The organism is Bacillus sp. FSL R5-0431 (assembly GCF_038002985.1).
Lineage (GTDB): Bacteria > Bacillota > Bacilli > Bacillales > Bacillaceae > Bacillus.
On the sequence record NZ_JBBOOG010000001.1, the window covers coordinates 1046456 to 1067281 of the forward strand.

Sequence of the window (20826 nt, forward strand, 5' to 3'; positions counted from 1 at the left end):
ATGAGGATTCTGCATACAGCGGATTGGCATTTAGGGAAAACCCTTGAAGGTCGAAGCCGGCTTGATGAGCAAGCACAGTTTTTAGATGAACTGTATCAAATCGTGAAAGACGAACACATTGATGTCATTGTGATGGCCGGTGATGCCTTTGATACAGTGAATCCGCCTGCTAGAGCAGAGCAGCTTTTTTATGAAAGTCTATCTGCCTTATCTGATAAAGGAAAACGGCAGGTAGTGGTCATCTCAGGCAATCACGATAATCCGGATCGCTTATCAGCCGCATCTCCTTTAACAAATGATCAGGGTATTCATTTAATTGGATATCCGACAAATGACATCATCCGTGTCGATGTTCCTTCTTCGAGTGAACGTTTATCCATTGCAGCACTCGCTTATCCGTCTGAGGCGAGACTAAATGAGGTGCTGGCTGAAACATTTGAAGAGAAAGTGCTTCGTGATCATTACAATTTAAAAATTCAACAAGCGTTTCAACATTTAAGTACTCAATTCCAGCCGGATACAGTTAATATTGCAACAAGCCACATTTATGTGGCAGGAGGAAGTCAAACAGATTCAGAAAGACCGATTGAAGTAGGCGGCGCATATACCGTTGCGGCTGAAAGCCTGCCAGAAGCAGCTTGCTATGTTGCACTTGGTCATTTGCACCGCCCGCAAACGATCAAACGTGCCAAAACGATTGCCCGGTATTCTGGATCACCTCTTGCTTATAGCTTTTCTGAATCAGGCTATGCCAAATCAGTCACAATTGTAGAGGCAAAACCTAATGAAAAGGCAAGCTGGAAAGAAGTGTTTTTATCAAGCGGAAAACCACTTGTGAAATGGAAGGCGACTGAGGGACTGAGTCAAGTGCACGAGTGGCTGGATGAAAAACGTGATCTTCAGGCGTGGATTGATTTAGAGGTTCATTTAACAGACCAGCTCTCTATTGAAGAGATTCATCAGCTCCGTAAGCAGCATAGTGGGTTTGTTCACATTCGACCAAAGTTCAAAGAACTACAGCAAATAGAAGAGCAAAAGCAAGTGGAAAAGCTCTCGATCGAAGAGCGGTTCGTGAAATTTTATGAGCGCCAGACAGGTGGCGGTTTACCCGATGAAAAAACAGTCAAACTGTTTTTAGAGCTAGCCAATGAAATGCAAGAGGAGGAAGCGACTTGAAGCCGATTACACTGACCATTAAAGGACTTCATAGCTTCAGAGAAGAACAAACAATTGACTTTAGCTCATTATGTGATGCAGGTGTGTTTGGCATATTTGGACCGACAGGAAGTGGAAAGTCGTCCATATTAGACGCCATGACCCTGGCACTCTATGGCAAAGTGGAACGTGCGTTAAATAATACACATGGTATTTTGAACCAAGCGGAAGAAAAGCTGTCGGTTTCCTTTACATTTGCTTTGCAAAAGGAACACCATATTTCTTATAAAGTTGAACGTGCTTTCAAACGAGCGGATGAAATGAAAGTCAGAACGACATTATGCCGCCTGATTGAAATCGGTGATACGCAGACCGTTCTCGCAGATAAAGCGAGTGAGGTCAATCGTAAAGTAGAAGAATTACTCGGATTAACCATTGATGATTTTACGCGAGCGGTTGTCTTACCTCAAGGGAAATTTGCAGAATTTCTCTCTCTAAAAGGGGCAGACAGACGTCAAATGCTTCAGCGGTTGTTTAACTTGGAAAAGTATGGGGATCAGCTCGTCAAGCGTTTGCGTGCAAAAGCTCAGAATCAATATGGGCAAAAAAATGAACTGCTGGCTGAACTGAATGGTTTAGGGGAAGCTGGCCCAGAGGCGCTGGCAAAAGCAAAGGAAGCAGCAGAGCAGGCAAAAGCCATTTTTCATGAGAAAAAACAAGCGCGGGACGAAGCGTTCACTGCTTTTACAAAGGCGCAAGCGATCTGGCAGTATCAAAAGGAACAAGAAGCTTATGAGACTGAACAAAACAAACTGAATCTACTGGCACCATCAATGGAAGAGAAAAAGGCCAAGCTCAATATCGCAGAGCAGGCAGAGGCGCTAAAGCCCTATGCGGATGCATTAACAAAGGCTGAAAAACAGCTTTCTCAAGCATCAAAGGAGAAGCAGGAAGCAGAAAAGCAGCTGCTGTATCAACGAACGATCTATGATCAAATGACGCAGGAGTATGAGCAAGCCCGGCAAAAGAAAATAGAGACTGAGCCAGAACTTCTCCAAAAGAAAGAGCAGCTGATTCATCTAAAGGAAATTGAACGAAAAAAAGAGACAGCTTTTCAGGAAAAGACAGGAATAGAACAGCAAAAAAATGAAAAAACGCAGCAATTCATACAAAAGAAAAAAGAAGCGGACAATCTTCAATCTCTATTAGAGCGTGCACTGACGAAACAAACACAGCTGAAGCATGAGCTGGAGCAGTTACAAGTCTCAGTAAAAGAACGGAAAAGTGTACAGGATGCTTTACGTTTAAGTGAAAATGTTGAAAGAATAAACCGCAGCATTCAAAAAGAAAAGCAAAAGCTGGAGGAGCTCAAAAAGCGAGCCTCACAGACTTCAGAAGCATATGAAAAGCTTCAAAAACAGCAAAACGACCATCATGAAAAAATAGACCAATCGTTTCAAGCAATTGAACACCTCTATTTTTATGTATGTGAATTCGAACGAGCTCTAACAGAATGGAGTAAAAAAGAACAACATCAGAAGCTCGAAAAATTAAAACAGCGTGATGTTGTAAGGGCGGCTGAATTAAGAAAAGAATTAGCGGCAGAGCTAGTAGATGGTGAGCCATGTCCGGTTTGTGGATCAATTCATCATGATTCAAAGGCTTTGGAATCCAATGACCATGAAGAAACCGTGGCACAAGTCGATGAAGTCATTCAACGGATGGACAAAGAGCTCAAGCAGGCAGAGGAGTATGCGAGAGACATGTATGCCGCAAAGCAGCTCCTCGAAACGAATGCCAATCAATTAGTGAAACAATTTGCTTTCTTATCTCAGAAAGCCCCGGGAGCGGAAGTAGCTGCAGCAGTAGAAACCGTACAAAATCCGCAGTCTTTGCAGGATCTGAAGCAAGAATGGAAAGGCATAAAGCAGGATATTCAAGAAGTTGAACGTAAACGAGCTCGTTTAATGGATGAAACGCATAATCAAGCAGCAGAGATGAGCAAGATGAAAGAGCAAATGACTTTTGAACAGCAGCGCATCGAAGAATTAGAGGTGCTGATCAAAGAGCTTCAATCTGAGCTTTCAGAGCAAACGACTCAATTTGAACAGGCCTTCCCTCATTTTACATTGAATCAAGTACAAGAGCTGCAAAAGCAAATCGATGAAAAGGACCAACAAGCGGAAGGCTATAAAGAACGTATTGAGAAAAGCATTTCGTTTTTGGAAGAAAAACAGCTAGCAAAAGAGCAGCTGCAGACAGCGATATATAATGTCGAGAAAGAACTTGATAAACTAGCGCATCAGCTAGAAAGTCAGCATCAGCTTATCCATCAATATGAAACAGATTTAGGCCGATATCCATTAAAAGCTGCCTCTATTTCTGATGAGCTTATTGAGGTTGAACATTCTCTTGCTCTTCTTAATGAAAAAGAACAGCAATCGTACAAGCAATTGCAGCACGCGCAGCAGTTGTTTAGTGAGGCGCAAAGCCATTTTTCAAGCAGTGAGCGTCAGCTTCAAGAGGCGAACCAGCGAAAACAAGAAGCAGAAGCAGCATGGGAAAAAGAAACAGAATCCTCTCCTTTTCATATGCCGCAGGAAATTGAGTCTGCTTCAATGGAACAGGCAGTACGTCAATCGGTCAAACAGGAAATGGAGGAATTTGAGGATAAAAGAAAGGAATGTGCCGCAAACTTAAAGCGAATTTCTGAATTACTGAAAGAAGAGTCACTGGATGAAAAGCAGTGGACTGACATTCAGCACAGAAAAGATGCAGCTGAAAAAGCATTGGAAGAAGCGACAGCAATGAGTGGGTCCGCACATGAACACCTGCGTGTGATTGAAGAAAATCATCAGCGCTTTGCAAGTATTCACGAACGCTTGGAAGCACTGCAGCAAGAAATTGATCGCCTCGATAAACTGCAAACCGTTTTTAAAGGGAATACGTTTGTTGAATTTTTAGCAGAAGAACAGCTGGAAAGTGTCAGTCGTGATGCATCCGCCCGCTTGGGTATGTTGACGAGACAAAGATATGCGATTGAGGTCGACTCAGAAGGCGGCTTTGTTATGCGTGATGATGCAAATGGTGGTGTCAGGCGTCCTGTGTCCAGCTTGTCCGGCGGGGAAACCTTCCTGACATCGCTGGCGCTTGCCCTTGCTCTTTCTGCACAAATTCAGCTGAGAGGTGAATTCCCGCTGCAATTCTTTTTCCTTGATGAAGGATTCGGTACGCTCGATCAAGACTTGCTTGATACGGTCATTACCGCATTAGAGAAACTGCAGTCTCACAATTTAGCAGTTGGTGTGATTAGCCACGTGGAAGAATTGAAAATGAGACTGCCGAAAAAACTGATTGTCCATCCAGCAGATCCAAGCGGGAAAGGGACAACGGTCTCAATGGAATTAATGTAAATGTTGAGGTGATGACAGGGTGGCAAAGCAAACCATTGGATTATGTGAGCTGTGCGGAAGACAAAATGTCATGCTCACAGAACACCACTTAACACCAAGAGAAGAAGGTGGGGCTTTTTTACCGACTGCCTTCCTGTGTATCCCCTGCCATAAACAAGTGCATGCACTCTTTACAAACCAGAAGCTTGCCGCACGCTTGAACACACTTGATGCACTAAGGCAGGATGAAAAGCTTGCTTCGTACATCAAATGGATTCGAAAACAGCCGGCAAGCAAGCTGGTTAAAACAAAAAAATCGAGACAACGCAGAAAAAAATAAGCATAAAAAGCGCTCCTCTAAATGAAATGACTGTAGAGGAGCTGCTTTATGCATTGCCTACCATATTCTGATCATTTAAGTCAGGATCCACATAGTTGGTGGCGCTAATGCCATTATTTAATATCAAGAAATCTCCGGTATTTCCCGCTCCAGAGCCTAAAGCAGATTTTGACGAACTTTTAGGCGACAGGTAGAATGAGTCACCGACGTTTACGACGCCTCCAGAAATAGAGTTAATGTAAATGGGTCCGACAATTGCTGGCATAATCGACATCCTTTATTCGAAGTCATATCACCATCATATGCGTAGGTAGGTCCATTTGTGAGTTTGGCGGACTTTCGTCGTTGCTAAATAACTCTCGAATATGCTTCACTCTTGCAACGCCATTCACTCCACACGTAGAGCCAATTTGATAAATAGAAGAGGACGAAACCCCTTCGACAATGACGGAAGACACTTTAATCACAGGCTTTTCATGGTAAAAAGCTGTTCTGACGAATCGTTCCGGCAGCATCAATGGAATAGGCTCATAATACACTTCAAATTCTTTCGCATCTAAGTTTTCTGCTTCATTGCCATAAAACAAACTAATGGTTCGTTGAACAGCTAACACCTTGACCTTCGGGCATAGCTCCTGTGTATCACCGATTTGAACAACACTTGAAATCCCGACAGAATTCACCTTCGTGAACTTCACTTGAGATGTGCGCTTTATCATTATCGAGGTGCCAGAGGAACAAACGGGCCAATGATAAGAGATTCTGGCGGTGTATCAAAAATGGAAGATAATTGTACATGATCTGTGTCCCCGATGATAAATAGGGAAGAGGACGAAACCCCAACTACTTTAATGCTTCCGGTCTCGATGTTGCGGTTGACGACTGTGAAATTCATCCGTTTTCCTCTCCTTTCGTTTCATTTGGAATATGGGCTAAGAAGTGCTCAATCGCCCGTTTGACATCATGCTTTACATATTCAGCAATTTGTTCTGAACGCTGCAGCGGGGTCATATCTTCCCGGTGCGGGAGCTGTCCTGCATAGTATTTGATTCTGCTGTCAATTTGCTTGCGAATGTCCTCAATGATGTGGTGTTTGTTGCTCTTATCAAGAGACCCTTCATATCGCTGCTCTAGCTCTTCAAGAAGTTCTGGCGCTTCTTCGTTTAAGAATGCGTCGACAAGCTGGCGTGTTTGATTGAAAAATTGATCAGCCATTTCTTGCTGCATCATTCCAATGCCCGGGGTTGTTGTTTGGCCCACTTCAAAGTTTTGAACACTGTTTGGATCAGATGGATTGAGGCCGATGTTCAGTGTGCCTTCAAGCCGCTCGATTTTCAGTTGATCAAATTGATAATCAATCCGTTCAATCGTCGTTGTCGGTTTATCTTTGATCATTTGCATTTCCTGCTGAAGTTCGTTAAGCCTTTTTTCAAGCATCATAATTTTTTGTGTTTGCTTTTGAATGATGCCATGCACCTGTGAAGCGTTGCTTTGATAATCATACATTGACATACACCTCCGGGGATTGCAGATGAACTTAAGTTGTTGGTGACTGAAGCGGTACAAAAGGTGTTGTGCTTGCGCCTTGGGATTCTTCAATTCCTTGTGTGCCTGCTGCGGCAGGTGCTGCTTCTACGTAGCTGCCCGTGTTATACAGATTAGAAAGAGCTTTAATTGAACCAGCGCTCCCAATTTGCAGCACAGAGGAGTTACTTACAGACTCTACACGCAAATAATTAATTTGTATCGCTTGATTAATATAGAAGTTCAACGGATTCTCACTCCTTACAAGTTACCAACAAGCGGTTGATCAATGACATCACTGTCGTACGTATTTGTCACACTTTTATAGTTGCTAATGCGCAATTGATCACCAGTGTTAAAACTGCCTGCGCCAGCAAACGTTTTAACCTGACTATTTGGAGAAATGGTGATGCAGTCTCCAACATGAACGACTCCGCTCGTTCCGACGGCATTTACTTTAAAGGCTCCAACAATAGCCGGCATAGCGGTGCACATCCTTTATAAAAATAAGGCACTTTGTTTTTGGGCGTTTCACCATAGCTTATGATGGGTCTTTTAATGTGTGATTGTCTTTTTGAAAGCTTTTGATGAGAGGAATTAGGTGTATGGTTTACCCTTTTTTAGAGCATTCATTCGAGGTGTATTTGATGCCTTTATTTAAGAGTGTATCAAGCTCTTGACTGCACCTGATGGTTTCTTCGGCATTCATCCCGAATTTTTTTGCTGTCTCAATTAAATGTAATCTTTTTTGTTCAATTTCATAATTGATCATAACGGACGCCAACTCTCACATTTTTTATATAATAGAAGGATATGGTTAGTATACCCTATTTTTCTATAAAAAAAGCTGTTTCGTCAATATGAGTAATAAAGTGACAAAATTCGAAAGCGTCCTTACTTGCCATATATCTCTTTTCTTATTTCAGCCTGTAAATAACGTCGTCTTTTGTTGATATACTGCCGGATGACCTCTCGTTCTGATTGTAGGATGTCTTTTCGATCTCTCGTATAAGGATCATCTCCAATTCGGTTCTCGATAGAGGCATGCCATTTCTCGATGATTGGACAAAGCCGGTCTTCTAAAAAATGTGTATCGAGTACATGCTGAAAAAGCGTGTAATAGGATCTCTTAAAAGAAGGGATATCTAGTAACCTAGCAGTTAAAGTATTAAAGCCGTTTACTGGAATATAATCAAATGCCATTTCTTCTCCATGAATGTCACGGCCCCATGTCGCATCATAATCCCAAGGAAGTACTTGAAATTTTCCTTGTTCATTCACATAAAGAGCGTAGTTATGGACAAAGCCATCAAAGTTTTGTGTGCACACTACACCAATGAGCCAGCGGAAATACTGTGTTACATCTAGGTATTGCTCAATTTTTTCTGCAAATATATCATCTTTCGCTGTGTTGAGAAAGTAAATAAATTCACTCAGCTGCTGATCGTGTTGAGAAGTCCCCGTTTTTTTCTCGTACCCGAGGAGGAGGTGTTTTTTGGGCTTTTTATCAAACGAACTCAAAAGGGAGAAGTTGGCATCGTCATCGACTGCATAATAAATGCCGCCTCCTGAAAGCTGCCTTTTCTGAAAAAAGTGCTCATCAACAGATTCTATTTTTAAATAAATGCCTTCTTTTCTTCCGTTTATAGTGAGAAACACATGAGACGCAGCCGGGCTTAGCACCCCTATCTGCTCGAAGAAATAAAAGGACAGTCTATTTCGGATAAACGAAGGGTCATTGTACTCTGCATTTAAATGAAAGATAGATTCGCCTTGTCTTTGCTTTGGCTTACGATATTCAATTTGATAGGACTTCTTTTTCAGCTTTCTAATGTGAGACCCGCGGTATGAAACATAAATGTGTGATTTGATCTGGCCGGTTTTCAAAATGGCCTCAACAGGTTCATCGTTCCATATGTCTTTTCTTAATTCAATCAGGTCCTTTGGATGAATCCAAACATCCATTTGCTTTAAAGGTTCTGTGGTCATGCGTTCATCAGCCTCCTATGCTCTTCTTTACGATATGAAAATGGAGGAATGTCCTGTACCCGCTTGTTAGGTATTCATGGAGTTTTAAAAGAAAGGGGCATCCGCCAAGAACACTTGTCTACCAAGTCTCGTAACATAAAGCAGAGAAGATAAACAGCTTGATCTGTTTGTTTTGTCAAAGTATAGACTGGGAGGGGAATCGTTCGTGAGCACATTTGATCATTCACATATTGAACATGCAGTGGATTCACTTCGAAGTGAAGGACGTGATCATCACTTAGATCGTGAACCAGAATCGAGACGATCGCACAAGTCAGCACGTTCTCGCCATTCAAAACGCCGTCATTGGTTCTTTGGTGGAGGCGGATGCCGTAAATCACACCGCAGTAAAAAAAGCTACAAGAGCTATCGTTCGAAAAAAAGTCGCTGTTCAAAGAAAAGCGTGAAAAGTGAGAAACCATGCAAAAGTAAAAAGTCGTGCAAAAGCAAGAAATCTTGCAGAAGTAAAAAGAGTGAACCGAAAAAATCATGTCGCAGCAAACACAGATCCCATCATAAGAAAAGCTGCCGCAAGTCACATCGCAGCCATCGATCTAAACGATCTCATCACCATAGAAGCTGCCATCGATCTAAACGTTCTCATCACCATAAACGCAGCCGCTCTTGCAAAAGATGTGGAAAGAAAAAGCATCATTCCCACAGCAGAGGAAATGTTGATCGCAAATGGGACCAAGGGAACATGTGGGAATATCGCCGCTACCGCTAAACATCAGATCATCTTTTTTGAAACCCTTTTTAAAAGAGAGTATGATAAAAAAGGGTTTTTTTTATTTCATAGAGAAATAAAATGAGACATCATCACTTAGCGAAATGAAGATTGTGAGGGGAAGACATGAAGTTTTTTACAGGTGAGATACATAGCAGAATGTTTATTGGGGTAGTCATTGATGATGAATGGGTCATGGACGTCAAAAAGGCAGAAGCCAAATTATTTGAGCTTGAGACACTGCCAAACTCTTTAGCTGAATGTATTCATATGGGGGACAAGTTTGTTGAGCATGTCAAACAGCTCCTTGACTGGGCTGAGAAAAAAGAAGAAGACCGCGGTTCTTATGTATATCCGCTTTCGGAAGTGAAACTCCATGCGCCGATTCCAAAGCCAGCTAAAAACATCATGTGTGTTGGAAAGAATTATCAAGATCATGTCATGGAGATGGGAAGTGCAGCGGATATCCCTAAAGATGTGATGATCTTTACAAAGGCACCTACTTCAGTCGTTGGACATGAAGCGGATATTCTCCTTCATGAAGATGTGACCAGTGAGCTGGACTATGAAGGGGAGCTTGCGATCGTGATGGGCAAATCAGGGAAGAATATTGCACCTGAAGAGGTCCGCGATTATCTATTCGGTTACACCATTTTAAATGACGTAACGGCAAGAGATTTGCAGAAAAAACACAAACAATTTTTCATAGGTAAAAGCTTAGATACAACTTGCCCGATAGGACCTTATATTGTGCATAAGTCAGTGGTCGAGGATCATGGTGCGCTCCATGTGGAAACAAAGGTAAACGGAGAGGTTCGCCAGTCTGCCAGTACAGAATTAATGATTTTCTCCATCGAGAATATTGTTTCTACTCTTTCAAAAGGGATGACACTAGAAGCTGGTGACATCATTGCAACGGGAACACCTTCTGGGGTTGGCAAAGGCTTTGAACCGCCTAAGTTCTTAGCTTCAGGGGATCGAATTGACATCACGATTGAGCCGATTGGAACGCTATCGAATCGCGTCAAATAAAGAGTGCGATGACACAGGATTGTCGCTTTGTGTTCGACTTATTTCGTGGTACGATGAGAAGGTAATTGTTCTGATAAAGGGGGAAATAACAGATGGGAACGCATTTACATATTACTGCATGGGTGCTAGGGATTATTTTATTCTTCGTTGCCTTTGCTCTAGCAGGTAAAAATGACAAAGGTGCTAAAATTGTGCACATGATTGTCAGACTATTGTACTTGATCATTATCGCAACAGGCGTAGAGCTGTATGTTCGCACAGGAATGAAAATTCCAGGTTTCGGTGGCGAGTATATCGGTAAAATGATTCTCGGTATCCTTGTGATCGGCTTCATGGAAATGGTTCTTGTACGCAAGAAAAAAGGAAAATCGGTGACTGGTGTATTGATTGGTTTTATCGTGTTCGCGATTGTGACCATTCTTCTCGGTTTACGTTTGCCGATCGGTTTCCATATCTTTTAACATAAAAAGGGCATTGCTTATACGAAGCAGTGTCCTTTTTATATGCCATCAAATTGCGAAACCGACCGGTAACCGTCAGAAGTGGTCCATTCAAAACGAATTTGACCTGCGGCGGAGTCATGGTGACATTGAAGGGCAAGTGATTGTGAATCTGTCGAAAACTGAAAGAAAGAAACTCGTTGAAAAGAATGAAAGGAGGAGAAAACACAATCGTAGACGGAAAAACCAAGCTGCTCTACCTGTGCAATGATTTCAAAAAAAACGTTTTCAGGAACGAACATCAGTAGGTCAAGCCATCCTTTCGCAAGTGATGCCGTATATTGAATCACTTCACCGCCTTGTACTTCTACTAGCTGCCCACTTTCATGAAGTATCATGGACCCGAGCAGTTCCCCTTTGGTCCACCTGCCATTTTCCTTCAAACAGATCATCGTGCTTTGAAGACTTTCTGGCAGCATGATGTCTCCTTCTTCATCTTCAATCAAGCAATGCCCGTTTTCAATCAGTAAATACCCGCTGCACCATCTTCGACTGCAGCGTTCAAGCTGCTTCATTCGTTTTTCCATTTGCAAAAGCTCCTTTCCTCTTTCTTTTCTTACCAAATCATGCTTGTCCTATACGCCCGAGAAAAAAAGGACAAATCAACTATCAAGGAGACGATGCATAAACTAAGAAAGGCTGAATGAGAACACTTGAGGAAAAACGGATGGGAGCTGATGATGATGTGTGGAATAACAGGCTGGGCAGACTTTAAAAAGCAGCTCATCCAACAGGATCATGTAATCAATCAAATGACAGATACATTATCTAAAAGAGGGCCAGACGATACAAATACGTGGAAAAGTGAGCACGTTCTATTTGGGCATAAAAGGTTAGCGGTTGTAGATGTAGAAGGCGGAAAACAGCCGATGACATATACACATCAAAACCATGCTTATACCGTTGTATACAATGGAGAGCTCTATAACACAGAAGATATAAGAAAAGAATTGTTAAAAAGGGGCCATCGCTTTCTTGGACATTCTGATACAGAGGTTCTTCTTCACGCCTACACAGAATGGAAGGAAGAGTGTGTGTCCCATTTTAATGGTATTTTTGCATTTGTGATCTGGGATAGTGAGCGTGAATTATTATTTGCAGGGAGAGACCGGCTCGGCGTCAAGCCATTTTTCTATACAGAACGTCATCATTCCTTTTTATTTGGTTCGGAAATCAAAGCGCTACTTGCTCACCCTGATATGAAAGCAAAAGTCGATCATGAAGGATTATCGGAGATCTTTGGTTTAGGACCGTCTAGAACACCAGGGCAAGGAGTGTTTAAAGGGGTAAAAGAGCTGAGACCTGCTCATGCTTTGACTTTTTCAAAAGACGGACTGCGTGTGTGGAGATACTGGAATGTCAAAAGCAAGACGCATACGGACTCACTTGATGACACCGCTCAGCACGTCAAGCATCTCTTTACAGATGCCGTCACAAGACAGCTCGTTTCTGATGTGCCTGTTTGTACATTTTTATCGGGTGGCGTCGATTCGAGTGCCATTACCGCCATTGCCGCTAAGCACTTTGAGAAAATAGGGAAAGCACCGCTTCATACGTATTCGGTTGACTACGAAGGAAATGATCAATTCTTTGAAGCAAGTCAATTCCAGCCGAATGCTGACGGTCCATGGATTGACCGCATGACCAAGGCGTTTCAAACGAATCATCACAGCTGCGTCATTGGACAAAAGGAGCTGGCTGCTTATTTGAAGGAAGCGGTTGAGGTCCGAGACTTACCGGGTATGGCAGATATTGATTCTTCTTTGCTTTGGTTCTGCCGAGAAATTAAAAAGGACTTTGTTGTCGGTTTGTCAGGTGAATGTGCGGATGAAATTTTTGGAGGTTATCCTTGGTTCCATGCGGCAAATGAAACGAATGGTTTTCCTTGGATGAGATCGACGGAAGCCAGAACGCAGCTCTTACAAGATTCGTGGCAAAAGAAGCTGTCACTAAGAGAATATGCACAAAGCAAATATGAAGAAACCGTGGCTGAAACGCCTCTTTTAGATGGAGAAACTGGAGTGGATAAAGCCCGAAGAGAACTTTTTTACTTAAATATGGTCTGGTTTATGACAACGCTGCTAGATCGAAAAGACCGAATGAGTATGGGGGCGAGTCTTGAGGTACGTGTGCCATTTGCAGACCATCGCCTTGTCGAATATGTGTGGAATATTCCTTGGGAAATGAAAATGCATGGAAATCGTGAAAAAGGGGTTTTACGAAAAGCATTAGAGGGAATTTTACCGAATGAAGTGCTTTATCGCAAGAAGAGTCCTTATCCGAAAACACATCATCCAGCCTATACTCAGGCTGTGAAAGAGATGTTAACAGATTGCCTTGCGCAAAAAGATTCTGTCCTTCACGAATTTCTAGATGCACATCAATTAAACCAGCTGATTGAAACGGAAGGAGCCTCCTTTCAAGTGCCTTGGTATGGCCAGCTCATGAAGGGCCCGCAGTTAATCGCTCATCTGGCGCAGATTCATCATTGGTTTGAAACGTATCGAATTGATATAGAAGCGTAATAAAGGGTCGGCTTTCTTACATTTGTTGAAGGGAAGCCGGCTTTTTTAATACATAACAAGAGACGAATAGAGCACATCAAAAGTTGATCTAATCTTTCTAATTTGTATAATTAACTTAAAGTGAATTAATTTGGAGGAAAAAGGATAATGAAAATCATTGTGATCGGAGCAGGACCAGGGGGACTTGCGGTAGCTATGATGCTTCAAAGCAAAGGACATGATGTTCAGGTATACGAAAAACAGCCCTTTGTTGGCGGACGTAACTCTAAGTTTCAACTCGGTGATTTCACGTTAGATACGGGTCCTACCTTTCTCAGCATGATTCATATTGCAGAGGAGCTGTTCACCTTTGCTGGTAAAAATCTTTATGACTATATTGATGTGATCGAATTAAAAGAAATGTATAGATTGATTTTTCAAGACGATCAGCTAGATATGATTCGAGATCGTGATGAAATGTATAGACGGTTAGAAGCCTTTGCACCTGGTGAGGGCGAAGGGTATTTACGATTTATGAACGATACAAAGCGCAAAATGGAGACTTTGCACATGTGATGACAAAGCTTGTAGAGCCAGGACTTTTAAAGAAATATAGCGAGAAAAAATTAAAAAAGAAAAAATTCTCATGCTCCACCTTTATGCTTTATTTAGGATTAGATACCATGTATGAGGAGCCGCATCACACCATCGTATTTTCCGATGATTATGCTCAATTTGTTAAAGGCATAACGAAAACGTATGATCTGCCAGATGATCCTTCTATTTATATTCAAAATGCAAGTGTCACAGATGACTCGCTTGCGCCAAAAGGAAAGTCAGCTCTTTATGTGCTGGCACCTGTTGCCAACAATCAAAGCGGTATTGACTGGGAAGCGCATCAAGATGAATTTAGAGAACTTGTGCTGGACACACTTGAACGGAAAACCGGTTTTAAGAATGTGAGACAGCATATAGAAGTCGAAGGGATGATCACACCGAAGCAATGGGAGGAAGACCTTTACGTATACGAAGGAGCTACATTTAACCTTGGCCACCAGCTGACGCAGATGATGGTCCTAAGGCCGCACAATGAATTTGATGAATTGGACCATTGCTGGCTCGTAGGAGGAGGGACGCACCCAGGAAGCGGGCTGCCGACCATTTTAGAATCAGCATGTATCACGACAAATGCGATTCATTCAAAAGAGAAACATACGCACAAAACATTGCCGCACCAAGAAAAGGGGAGCGCCTCATGAAAAAACATATATTGATTGCAGGTGGCGGGATTGGCGGGATGATCTCAGCACTTTATTTAAAAAAAGCTGGACATGATGTCACGCTTGTCGAAAAAAATGAGCGACTTGGCGGAAGACTTGCTTTTGTACGTGAGAAAGGATATAAAGTAGATGAAGGTCCGACCATTGTCCTACTTCCTGATATGTTAAAAGGTATTTTACATGAGGTTGGAATGGACGAAGCATCTCTTGATCTTTTGCAGCTTGATCCGCTGTATACGATTCAATATCAAGATGGAACCTTCTACACGAAGTACTCTGATGCATTTCGTCAGCTAGAGGAAATCAGACGTGTATTTCCAAAGGAAGATCAAGGATTTCTAAGGTTTATGGAAGAAATGACAGACCGTTTTCAAGAAGGGCAGCAAGCCTTTCTAGAGAAATCATTTCATGAAAAACGTACATTTTTTACAAAAGCAAACATGAAGATTTTAATGAAATTAAAGACGTATCGAACGGTTCAAAGTGCTCTGAAAAAGTATTTCTCAGACGAACGCCTGCGAGATGCATACGCACTGCAAACCCTCTATGTCGGAGGGAACCCGTATGAAGCATCTGCTATTTATTCGCTCGTTTCATATAGTGAGCACGCACATGGAATCTACTATTTAAAAGGCGGCTATGCGAGCTTAGTAGATATACTAGAGAGGCAGCTCATAAAAATGGGTGTGCATATAAGAAAAAATGAAGAAGTCACGGAGCTAGAGTTTGAGGGAAAGCGCGTGGCGCATTTGTGATCAACGGAGATTATCCAGCTGCGTTAAAACAGCTTGGTTTAGACGAACAAGATCGGCGTAAATACGTGCCGTCTTCTGGCTGTGTGATGGTGTATCTAGGGTTAAACAAGATGTACCATGATGCGCCTGTTCACCAATTTTTTATGGGCGAACACTTTGATCAGCATATGAAAGAGGTTTTTCAAACGAAGACGATCCCTCAAGATCCGTCGTTTTATACGTTTAATCCATCGATTATTGATCCATCTCTTGCCCCGGAAGGCTGTAGTGTTTTATATATGCTGATTCCCGTTCCCTCAGGAGATCATATCAACTGGGAAGAGGAGACGGATTTTGTAGAGAAAATGGTCGATCGTCTTGAGAAAAGAGGCTTTCCAAGATTGCGAGAGTCGATTGTCTGGAAAAAAATCAGAACACCAAATGATTCCTTGCGAGAAGGATTGTTTGAAGGCGGCAGCTTTGGACTTGCGCCTAACTTGTTTCAATCAGGTGTCTTCCGCCCGCAAGTGAAGGTAGCTGAGACGGGCAATCTTTATGCGGTAGGTGCTTCCATCCATCCTGGCGGCGGGGTGCCGATCGTGATGCAAAGTGCGAAGCTGATGGCTTCTGTGCTGTTAAAAGATTTGAATGACAGAAAGGAAGTGAAACTAAGTGGTTGATGTACAAACAGCATTGAAATTGTGTGAGGAGACCATTCAAACCCATTCCAAAACGTTTTACCGTGCCTTTTCCATGCTGCCTAAAAAGAAAAGACAGGCCGTCTGGGCTGTGTATTCCTTTTGCCGGAGAGCAGATGATATTGTAGATGAGTCCCCCTCACCAAAAGAGGAGCTTGCCTCCTTTCGAGAGACGTTTGATCGATTTTTACATGGTGAGGTAGATCGGAATGATCCGATGTGGGTGGCGCTAGAACATACATTTCAAGAGTTTCGTATGGATGAAGCCCCGTTCCGTGACTTGCTCCAAGGTCAAGAGATGGATTTAGAGCAGCACCGGTATGAAACGTTAGATGAACTGCTCATCTATTCCTACCATGTGGCTAGTACCGTTGGGCTTATGCTGCTTCCCATTATTGCACCGCGTAAAAAAGAACAGCTGAAAGAAGCAGCCATTTCATTAGGTATTGGCTTGCAGCTGACCAACATCCTTCGTGACATCGGCGAGGATAAGGCTGAAAGAGACCGCATTTATTTGCCAAAGCAAGTCATGGATCAATTCGGATATACAGAGCAAGAATTGCAAGAAGGCATTGTCAATCAAGCATTTCAGCACGTATGGGAGTACATTGCCTTTGAGGCAGAAGCATACTACGAGGAGTTTTTTGACCATCTTCATGAATTCCCGCTTTATTCACGTATATCAGTGAAAGCAGCTGCTCACTTTTATAAAGCCATTTTAGATAAAACAAGAGAAAATGAATACCGCGTGTTTACACAGCGATTATTTATTTCAAATCAGGAAAAAGCACTTATTTTAGAAGATATTACGTAAAAAAGGACTGCACCCGCAGTCCTTTTTATGTGGAAGAAAAGCGATACTCTGTCCATACCCTTGAACGCCACCGCCTATACATAAAGATGCCTCTTACCCATTCATCCACGATAAAAGAAATCCAAACCCCAATGAGACCCATCTCAAGCTGAATGCCTAACAAGTAGGCGATCGGAAGCCCAATGCCCCACATTGAAATCATCGCCATATACACTGGAAACTTCGCGTCACCAGCAGCCCGCAAGGAATTAATAATGACCATATTAAAAGAACGGCCAGGTTCCAAAATAATTGTCAATAGGAGGAGTGTGGCGGCAATTTGGATAATCTCGCTGTTGCTAGTAAAGAAAGCAAGCAAATGCGTCGATGATAAAGATAAAGCAGTGGAAGAAAGAAGGGAGATGCCAATGGCCCAGTATAAGCTTTTCATGCATCTGTGATAGGCAGCATCGAATTCTTTCGCCCCAATATGGCGCCCGATTAAAATTTGTGTCCCTTGGCTAATGGCTGCACCAAACAGCATAATGAACATCATTAAATTTTGAGTATAGACCTTTGCTGCTAATGCCTGCGTCCCCATAAACGTAATAAACAGTGTAATGATCATTTGAGAGCCGTTATAAGAAAGCTGCTCTCCAGCAGAAGGAATCCCGATTTTCAGAAGCTTTTTTAAATGTGTCCGCTGGATGTGAAACATCTTCTTCAGTGAAAAGCGTAATCCAATTCGGCGGCGTACAATGAGGATCATTGCCATTAATCCGATCAACCGAGCAAGTGAGGTAGAAAAAGCGACCCCCATCACACCTAATACGGGGAAGCCAAACGGACCGAAAATGACCAGATAGTTACCGGCAACATTTAGCAAGTTCATTCCGATGGTGACATACATCGTATCTCTTGTATATCCGTAGCTTTTTAAAATAGCACTATACGTCATAATGAGCGCTTGAATAAAAGAAAGCAGTCCGACAATTTGTAAAAATACCGCCGCATCCGGCATGAGCTCACTTGATAGGCCCATCAGATGTAAAATGGGAACAGCTAATACAAACATGAGAAGACTAATGACAAAGCTAATCAAGAAGTTGGTTCCTAGTGAGACATAGGCGACTTGAGTCGCTTCCTGTCTGCGGCTTGCTCCTAAAAGCTGCGCAATCACAATCGTCGTTCCAGTTGTAATGAAACTGAACATGACAATCAATAAATTCAGGAGCTGGTTGCTTACACCAACTGCGGCAACACTATTATCGGAATATTGGCTGAGCATGAGGGTATCCGCGCTTCCCATGAGCATATATAAAGAGATTTCAATAAAAATAGGCCAAGTTAATGCAAATAATGAAGGATGGGTTTTCTTCCCCCTAGCTTGAATCTTTTGAATTGGCAGTGATTGAGGTTTCATCAATCAACCTCCTTTCGTATAAATCCGATTTATAGTGTACCTTGCATCGACTATAATAAGAAGAGATGAAACCGAAACTTATTGGAGAAATCCGACTTCATAAGGGGATGAATATGAATCGATTTATTACATTTACTGTACCGCCGTTCCCGGTTTATATTGCTTCAGGCAAAGGTGTATTTCATCAAGGAGAAAGACATATCTCTAGAACCTTCACTGTGTTTGATCTTCTTTATGTCACAAAGGGGGAACTATGGATCACAGAAGACAGAGAGGCTCATCACGTAAAAGAAGGAGAATATATCATTCTCTCACCTGGCTTGTCTCATGGGGGACACCTGCCATGCGAAGAAGAAACTCACTATGAGTGGCTGCATTTTTCAATTGATCCATTTGAGTTGACGAATCGGCTGAGAGAACACTGGTTTGATATGAAACAAAATCAAGCCACCTTTGAAAAGCCGGCAACATATGAATTTAGCCTGCCTCGTATAGGAAAAGTGAAAGGAAGAAATGTGTTCGAAAAACATCTTTCAGCAATGCGGGCACTAAATGATGACGCGTCTGAACTGCCGCTGAAAAAACAGCTTCAGTTTGAGGAAATGCTCATTCATTTACAAAAAGAAGCATTTCATATTCCAAGTGCAAAGGAGAATGTCGCCTCAGAAGTGGTTCATTATCTTGAGCGTCACTTTATGAAGAAACTGCAAATGGAGGAGCTTGCAGAGAAGCTGCATTATCATCCTGATTACATGACAAGGTGCATGCAGACTGTATATGGACTGACGCCAAACCAATACATCAATCGTCTCAAGGTCGAAAAAGCCAAAAGCATGCTTGCCTCAACGAATGATAAAATCGCAGCTATTGCTGATCACGTAGGCATTGACGACCCTACTTATTTTTCTAAACTGTTTCGGCAAAACGAAGGCATGACGCCTATCGAGTACCGTCATCTAGCAAAAAGAACGACAAAGTAAAGGAACGTGAACAGATGAAAAGGGAAAAGGAAGAGCATGTGAGCATACAAGCATTAAACGAAGCCGATTTAGAGATGGTATGGCATTTAAAATTCAAAGCACCAGATCAGTCCTATCGAAAGTGGAATGCCCCATATTTTTATGAACACGAAATCCCGCTTGCTGCATTTAAAAAACGATACTTACAGGACACATCCATTCCGCCAAAGCTATATGGCATTGAAATAGACGGCGAAATCAAAGGCACCGTGTCATATTATTGGGAGAATGAACGTACACGGTGGCTTGAATGCGGCATTCTCATTTATGACTCGCGCTTTTGGAGCGGTGGCGTTGGGACAAAGGCGTTAAGTCTATGGACTGATGAGTTATTTGCCCATATTGATATCCCTCGAATTGGTCTTACCACATGGTCGGGAAATGCACGGATGATGCGGTGCGCAGAGAAATGCGGATTTGTCCTTGAGGGGAGACTGAGAAAGGTTCGTTACTATCAAGGAGAATATTATGATTCGATGCGCTATGGGATGCTGAGAGAGGAATGGAAAAGCCTCCCGCGACATGCTACTTAACAATGATGAATCATTTTAGGACAAAAGGATCGAATGTTTGAATAAACTGAAGAAGAAGGGGGGCTAAAAAGCATAATAGAGAACATGTAATTTACATAAGGAGGAGTTTGAACGTGAGAATTACGGGGTTATTCGTTTCACTTGCTGTTGCCATTTATTTATGATTTGATGCGCCAAAGCATGATAAAGACAAATGGCTGTGGGCCATTTTAGGTGTCCTATTTAGTACCATCGTTCTCGGTATTTATTTGATCAAGACAGAGAGGAAGGGACTTGGCTGGACAATTCTCATTTTAACGATCTTGTTTTATCTCATGCTGCTCATCTCTGTTTTGATCGGTATCATTCTTTTTTATCAGGTGAGTCCTTCATGAAGAAGGGCTTTTTTCTTTTACCTTTTGCGCAGGCACACCTGCAATAACAATCTTCTCCTCGTGAAAAGAACGGTTTACCACAGCATTTGCTCCGATTGAAATATGATTTGCAATATAGATGTCCCCAAACAGCTTAGCACCAGGGCCAATCCATACATGATCCCCAATGGTTGGCACATCCTTTTCATGATGGTTCTGACCAATATTCACCCCTTGATGAATATCACAAAATGCCCCAATTTTTGCATGCTTGTTCACAATTAAGAGACCCGTATGATTGATTCTAAGGCCAGGGCCGAAGACACCAATCGGAATATCAAAGCCAAGCTGCATGCCTTTCTTTTTATGTAAATAGCGATAAAACCATTTGCGAAGTGTAGCGCCGCTATTAGAATAGTATTCATATTTTCGTAAAATCCTTTGATATTTCCATATATCATCCCCAAACCACTTAGGTCTTTTGCGCTTAATGGCTAATGCTTTCTTATCCTGTGCCAAGTAGTGGTGAAGATCGTGCTTCGTTAAAATCATCAGATCCCTCTCCATTCCCTTTTGTTTCAGAGAAATTATACCATTATAACCATTTATATCAATATAGAAAGGCGTTTATTTCTTTCTTTTTCTACATCACTTTCATCTAGTTTCCTGTATAAAATAAGAGCTTCGTCATGAGTAGAACAAAAGAACCAGGAAGAATGATTTGTAATTTTTTTCTACATCATTCCGTCTCATCCGTTTGATCTCCTTATGGCAGTAGAGGTTTGTAAAAA

The 20826-nt window shown here is 42.2% G+C and carries 21 protein-coding genes and 3 pseudogenes; 13 read left to right on the top strand and 11 right to left on the bottom strand.

The window, feature by feature from the left end:
* The 3 genes from sbcD to MKZ03_RS05105 are packed head-to-tail and all read left to right on the top strand — an operon-like array spanning position 1 to position 4887.
* Complete coding sequence (gene sbcD / locus MKZ03_RS05095; protein ID WP_341031160.1) at positions 1 to 1176, top strand: exonuclease subunit SbcD; 1176 nt, start codon at positions 1 to 3, stop codon at positions 1174 to 1176.
* The gene (gene sbcC / locus MKZ03_RS05100) at positions 1173 to 4568 is read left to right on the top strand and encodes an exonuclease subunit SbcC (protein ID WP_341031162.1); all 3396 of its coding nucleotides are present in this window, start codon (positions 1173 to 1175) and stop codon (positions 4566 to 4568) included. The genes sbcD and sbcC overlap by 4 nt, the downstream gene beginning before the upstream one ends.
* Positions 4569 to 4587: 19 nt before the next feature.
* A complete protein-coding gene (locus MKZ03_RS05105) occupies positions 4588 to 4887 on the top strand; it encodes an HNH endonuclease (RefSeq protein ID WP_341031164.1) in 300 nt (99 codons plus the stop codon).
* 46 nt (positions 4888 to 4933) lie between these two features.
* Here the strand turns inward: MKZ03_RS05105 and MKZ03_RS05110 are convergent, their stop codons facing one another.
* The 8 genes from MKZ03_RS05110 to MKZ03_RS05145 form a co-directional block, all read right to left on the bottom strand.
* Complete coding sequence (locus tag MKZ03_RS05110; RefSeq protein WP_003211468.1) at positions 4934 to 5152, bottom strand: spore germination protein; 219 nt, start codon at positions 5150 to 5152, stop codon at positions 4934 to 4936.
* A gap of 22 nt (positions 5153 to 5174) precedes the next feature.
* A complete protein-coding gene (locus MKZ03_RS05115) occupies positions 5175 to 5606 on the bottom strand; it encodes a spore germination protein GerPE (RefSeq protein ID WP_106041519.1) in 432 nt (143 codons plus the stop codon).
* Entirely contained in the window at positions 5606 to 5782 is a 177-nt protein-coding gene (locus MKZ03_RS05120; protein ID WP_003210893.1) for a germination protein GerPD, read from the bottom strand. Before MKZ03_RS05120 ends, MKZ03_RS05115 begins: the two co-directional genes overlap by 1 nt.
* Positions 5779 to 6393: a spore germination protein GerPC gene (locus MKZ03_RS05125; protein WP_307499426.1), complete on the bottom strand. Its 615-nt coding sequence runs from the start codon at positions 6391 to 6393 to the stop codon at positions 5779 to 5781. Before MKZ03_RS05125 ends, MKZ03_RS05120 begins: the two co-directional genes overlap by 4 nt.
* Positions 6394 to 6424: 31 nt before the next feature.
* Positions 6425 to 6658 (bottom strand): spore germination protein GerPB, encoded by a 234-nt coding sequence (locus MKZ03_RS05130; RefSeq protein WP_034663458.1) that lies wholly within the window; start codon positions 6656 to 6658, stop codon positions 6425 to 6427.
* Between the two features lie 14 nt (positions 6659 to 6672).
* A complete protein-coding gene (locus MKZ03_RS05135) occupies positions 6673 to 6894 on the bottom strand; it encodes a spore germination protein (protein ID WP_003211745.1) in 222 nt (73 codons plus the stop codon).
* 127 nt (positions 6895 to 7021) lie between these two features.
* Complete coding sequence (locus MKZ03_RS05140; protein WP_012009503.1) at positions 7022 to 7183, bottom strand: aspartyl-phosphate phosphatase Spo0E family protein; 162 nt, start codon at positions 7181 to 7183, stop codon at positions 7022 to 7024.
* Between the two features lie 122 nt (positions 7184 to 7305).
* A complete protein-coding gene (locus MKZ03_RS05145) occupies positions 7306 to 8400 on the bottom strand; it encodes a CotH kinase family protein (RefSeq protein ID WP_341031167.1) in 1095 nt (364 codons plus the stop codon).
* 205 nt (positions 8401 to 8605) lie between these two features.
* Between MKZ03_RS05145 and cotG the strand changes: the two genes are divergently transcribed.
* The 3 genes from cotG (at position 8606) to MKZ03_RS05160 (ending at position 10659) form a co-directional block, all read left to right on the top strand.
* Positions 8606 to 9166 (top strand): spore coat protein CotG, encoded by a 561-nt coding sequence (gene cotG, locus MKZ03_RS18990; protein WP_400559102.1) that lies wholly within the window; start codon positions 8606 to 8608, stop codon positions 9164 to 9166.
* A gap of 126 nt (positions 9167 to 9292) precedes the next feature.
* Entirely contained in the window at positions 9293 to 10198 is a 906-nt protein-coding gene (locus tag MKZ03_RS05155; RefSeq protein WP_106041523.1) for a fumarylacetoacetate hydrolase family protein, read from the top strand.
* 92 nt (positions 10199 to 10290) lie between these two features.
* Positions 10291 to 10659 carry a YisL family protein gene (locus MKZ03_RS05160; RefSeq protein ID WP_034663442.1) on the top strand — a complete coding sequence of 123 codons (369 nt, stop codon included), beginning with the start codon at positions 10291 to 10293 and terminating at the stop codon, positions 10657 to 10659.
* Between the two features lie 38 nt (positions 10660 to 10697).
* Here the strand turns inward: MKZ03_RS05160 and MKZ03_RS05165 are convergent, their stop codons facing one another.
* On the bottom strand, positions 10698 to 11225 hold the full coding sequence (locus tag MKZ03_RS05165) for a DUF2777 family protein (RefSeq protein ID WP_106039541.1): 528 nt from the start codon (positions 11223 to 11225) through the stop codon (positions 10698 to 10700).
* Between the two features lie 156 nt (positions 11226 to 11381).
* Here MKZ03_RS05165 and asnB point away from each other — a divergent pair, with 156 nt between their 5' ends.
* The 4 genes and pseudogenes from asnB (at position 11382) to MKZ03_RS05185 (ending at position 16728) form a co-directional block, all read left to right on the top strand.
* Positions 11382 to 13223, top strand: coding sequence for an asparagine synthase (glutamine-hydrolyzing) (asnB, locus tag MKZ03_RS05170; protein WP_307499431.1), 1842 nt, complete (start codon positions 11382 to 11384; stop codon positions 13221 to 13223).
* A gap of 147 nt (positions 13224 to 13370) precedes the next feature.
* A pseudogene (locus tag MKZ03_RS05175) lies at positions 13371 to 14461 on the top strand (phytoene desaturase family protein).
* Positions 14458 to 15896, top strand: a pseudogene (locus tag MKZ03_RS05180) (phytoene desaturase family protein). Before MKZ03_RS05175 ends, MKZ03_RS05180 begins: the two co-directional pseudogenes overlap by 4 nt.
* A complete protein-coding gene (locus MKZ03_RS05185) occupies positions 15889 to 16728 on the top strand; it encodes a phytoene/squalene synthase family protein (protein ID WP_106041529.1) in 840 nt (279 codons plus the stop codon). The pseudogene MKZ03_RS05180 and the gene MKZ03_RS05185 overlap by 8 nt, the downstream one beginning before the upstream one ends.
* A 25-nt stretch (positions 16729 to 16753) precedes the next feature.
* Here the strand turns inward: MKZ03_RS05185 and MKZ03_RS05190 are convergent, their stop codons facing one another.
* A complete protein-coding gene (locus MKZ03_RS05190) occupies positions 16754 to 18130 on the bottom strand; it encodes an MATE family efflux transporter (RefSeq protein WP_106041531.1) in 1377 nt (458 codons plus the stop codon).
* A gap of 113 nt (positions 18131 to 18243) precedes the next feature.
* On the opposite strand from MKZ03_RS05190, the gene MKZ03_RS05195 reads away from it, so the two are divergent.
* The 3 genes and pseudogenes from MKZ03_RS05195 to MKZ03_RS05205 all read left to right on the top strand — a co-directional run bounded on the left by MKZ03_RS05195 (position 18244) and on the right by MKZ03_RS05205 (position 20056).
* Positions 18244 to 19110, top strand: coding sequence for an AraC family transcriptional regulator (locus tag MKZ03_RS05195; RefSeq protein ID WP_060595967.1), 867 nt, complete (start codon positions 18244 to 18246; stop codon positions 19108 to 19110).
* Positions 19111 to 19124: 14 nt separating this feature from the next.
* Positions 19125 to 19682 carry a GNAT family N-acetyltransferase gene (locus MKZ03_RS05200; RefSeq protein ID WP_106041535.1) on the top strand — a complete coding sequence of 186 codons (558 nt, stop codon included), beginning with the start codon at positions 19125 to 19127 and terminating at the stop codon, positions 19680 to 19682.
* Positions 19683 to 19795: 113 nt separating this feature from the next.
* Positions 19796 to 20056: pseudogene (locus MKZ03_RS05205) on the top strand (hypothetical protein).
* Here MKZ03_RS05205 and MKZ03_RS05210 read toward each other — a convergent pair.
* Entirely contained in the window at positions 20051 to 20587 is a 537-nt protein-coding gene (locus MKZ03_RS05210) for a serine O-acetyltransferase (protein ID WP_034663405.1), read from the bottom strand. The pseudogene MKZ03_RS05205 and the gene MKZ03_RS05210 overlap by 6 nt on opposite strands.
* Positions 20588 to 20826 lie beyond the last annotated feature (239 nt).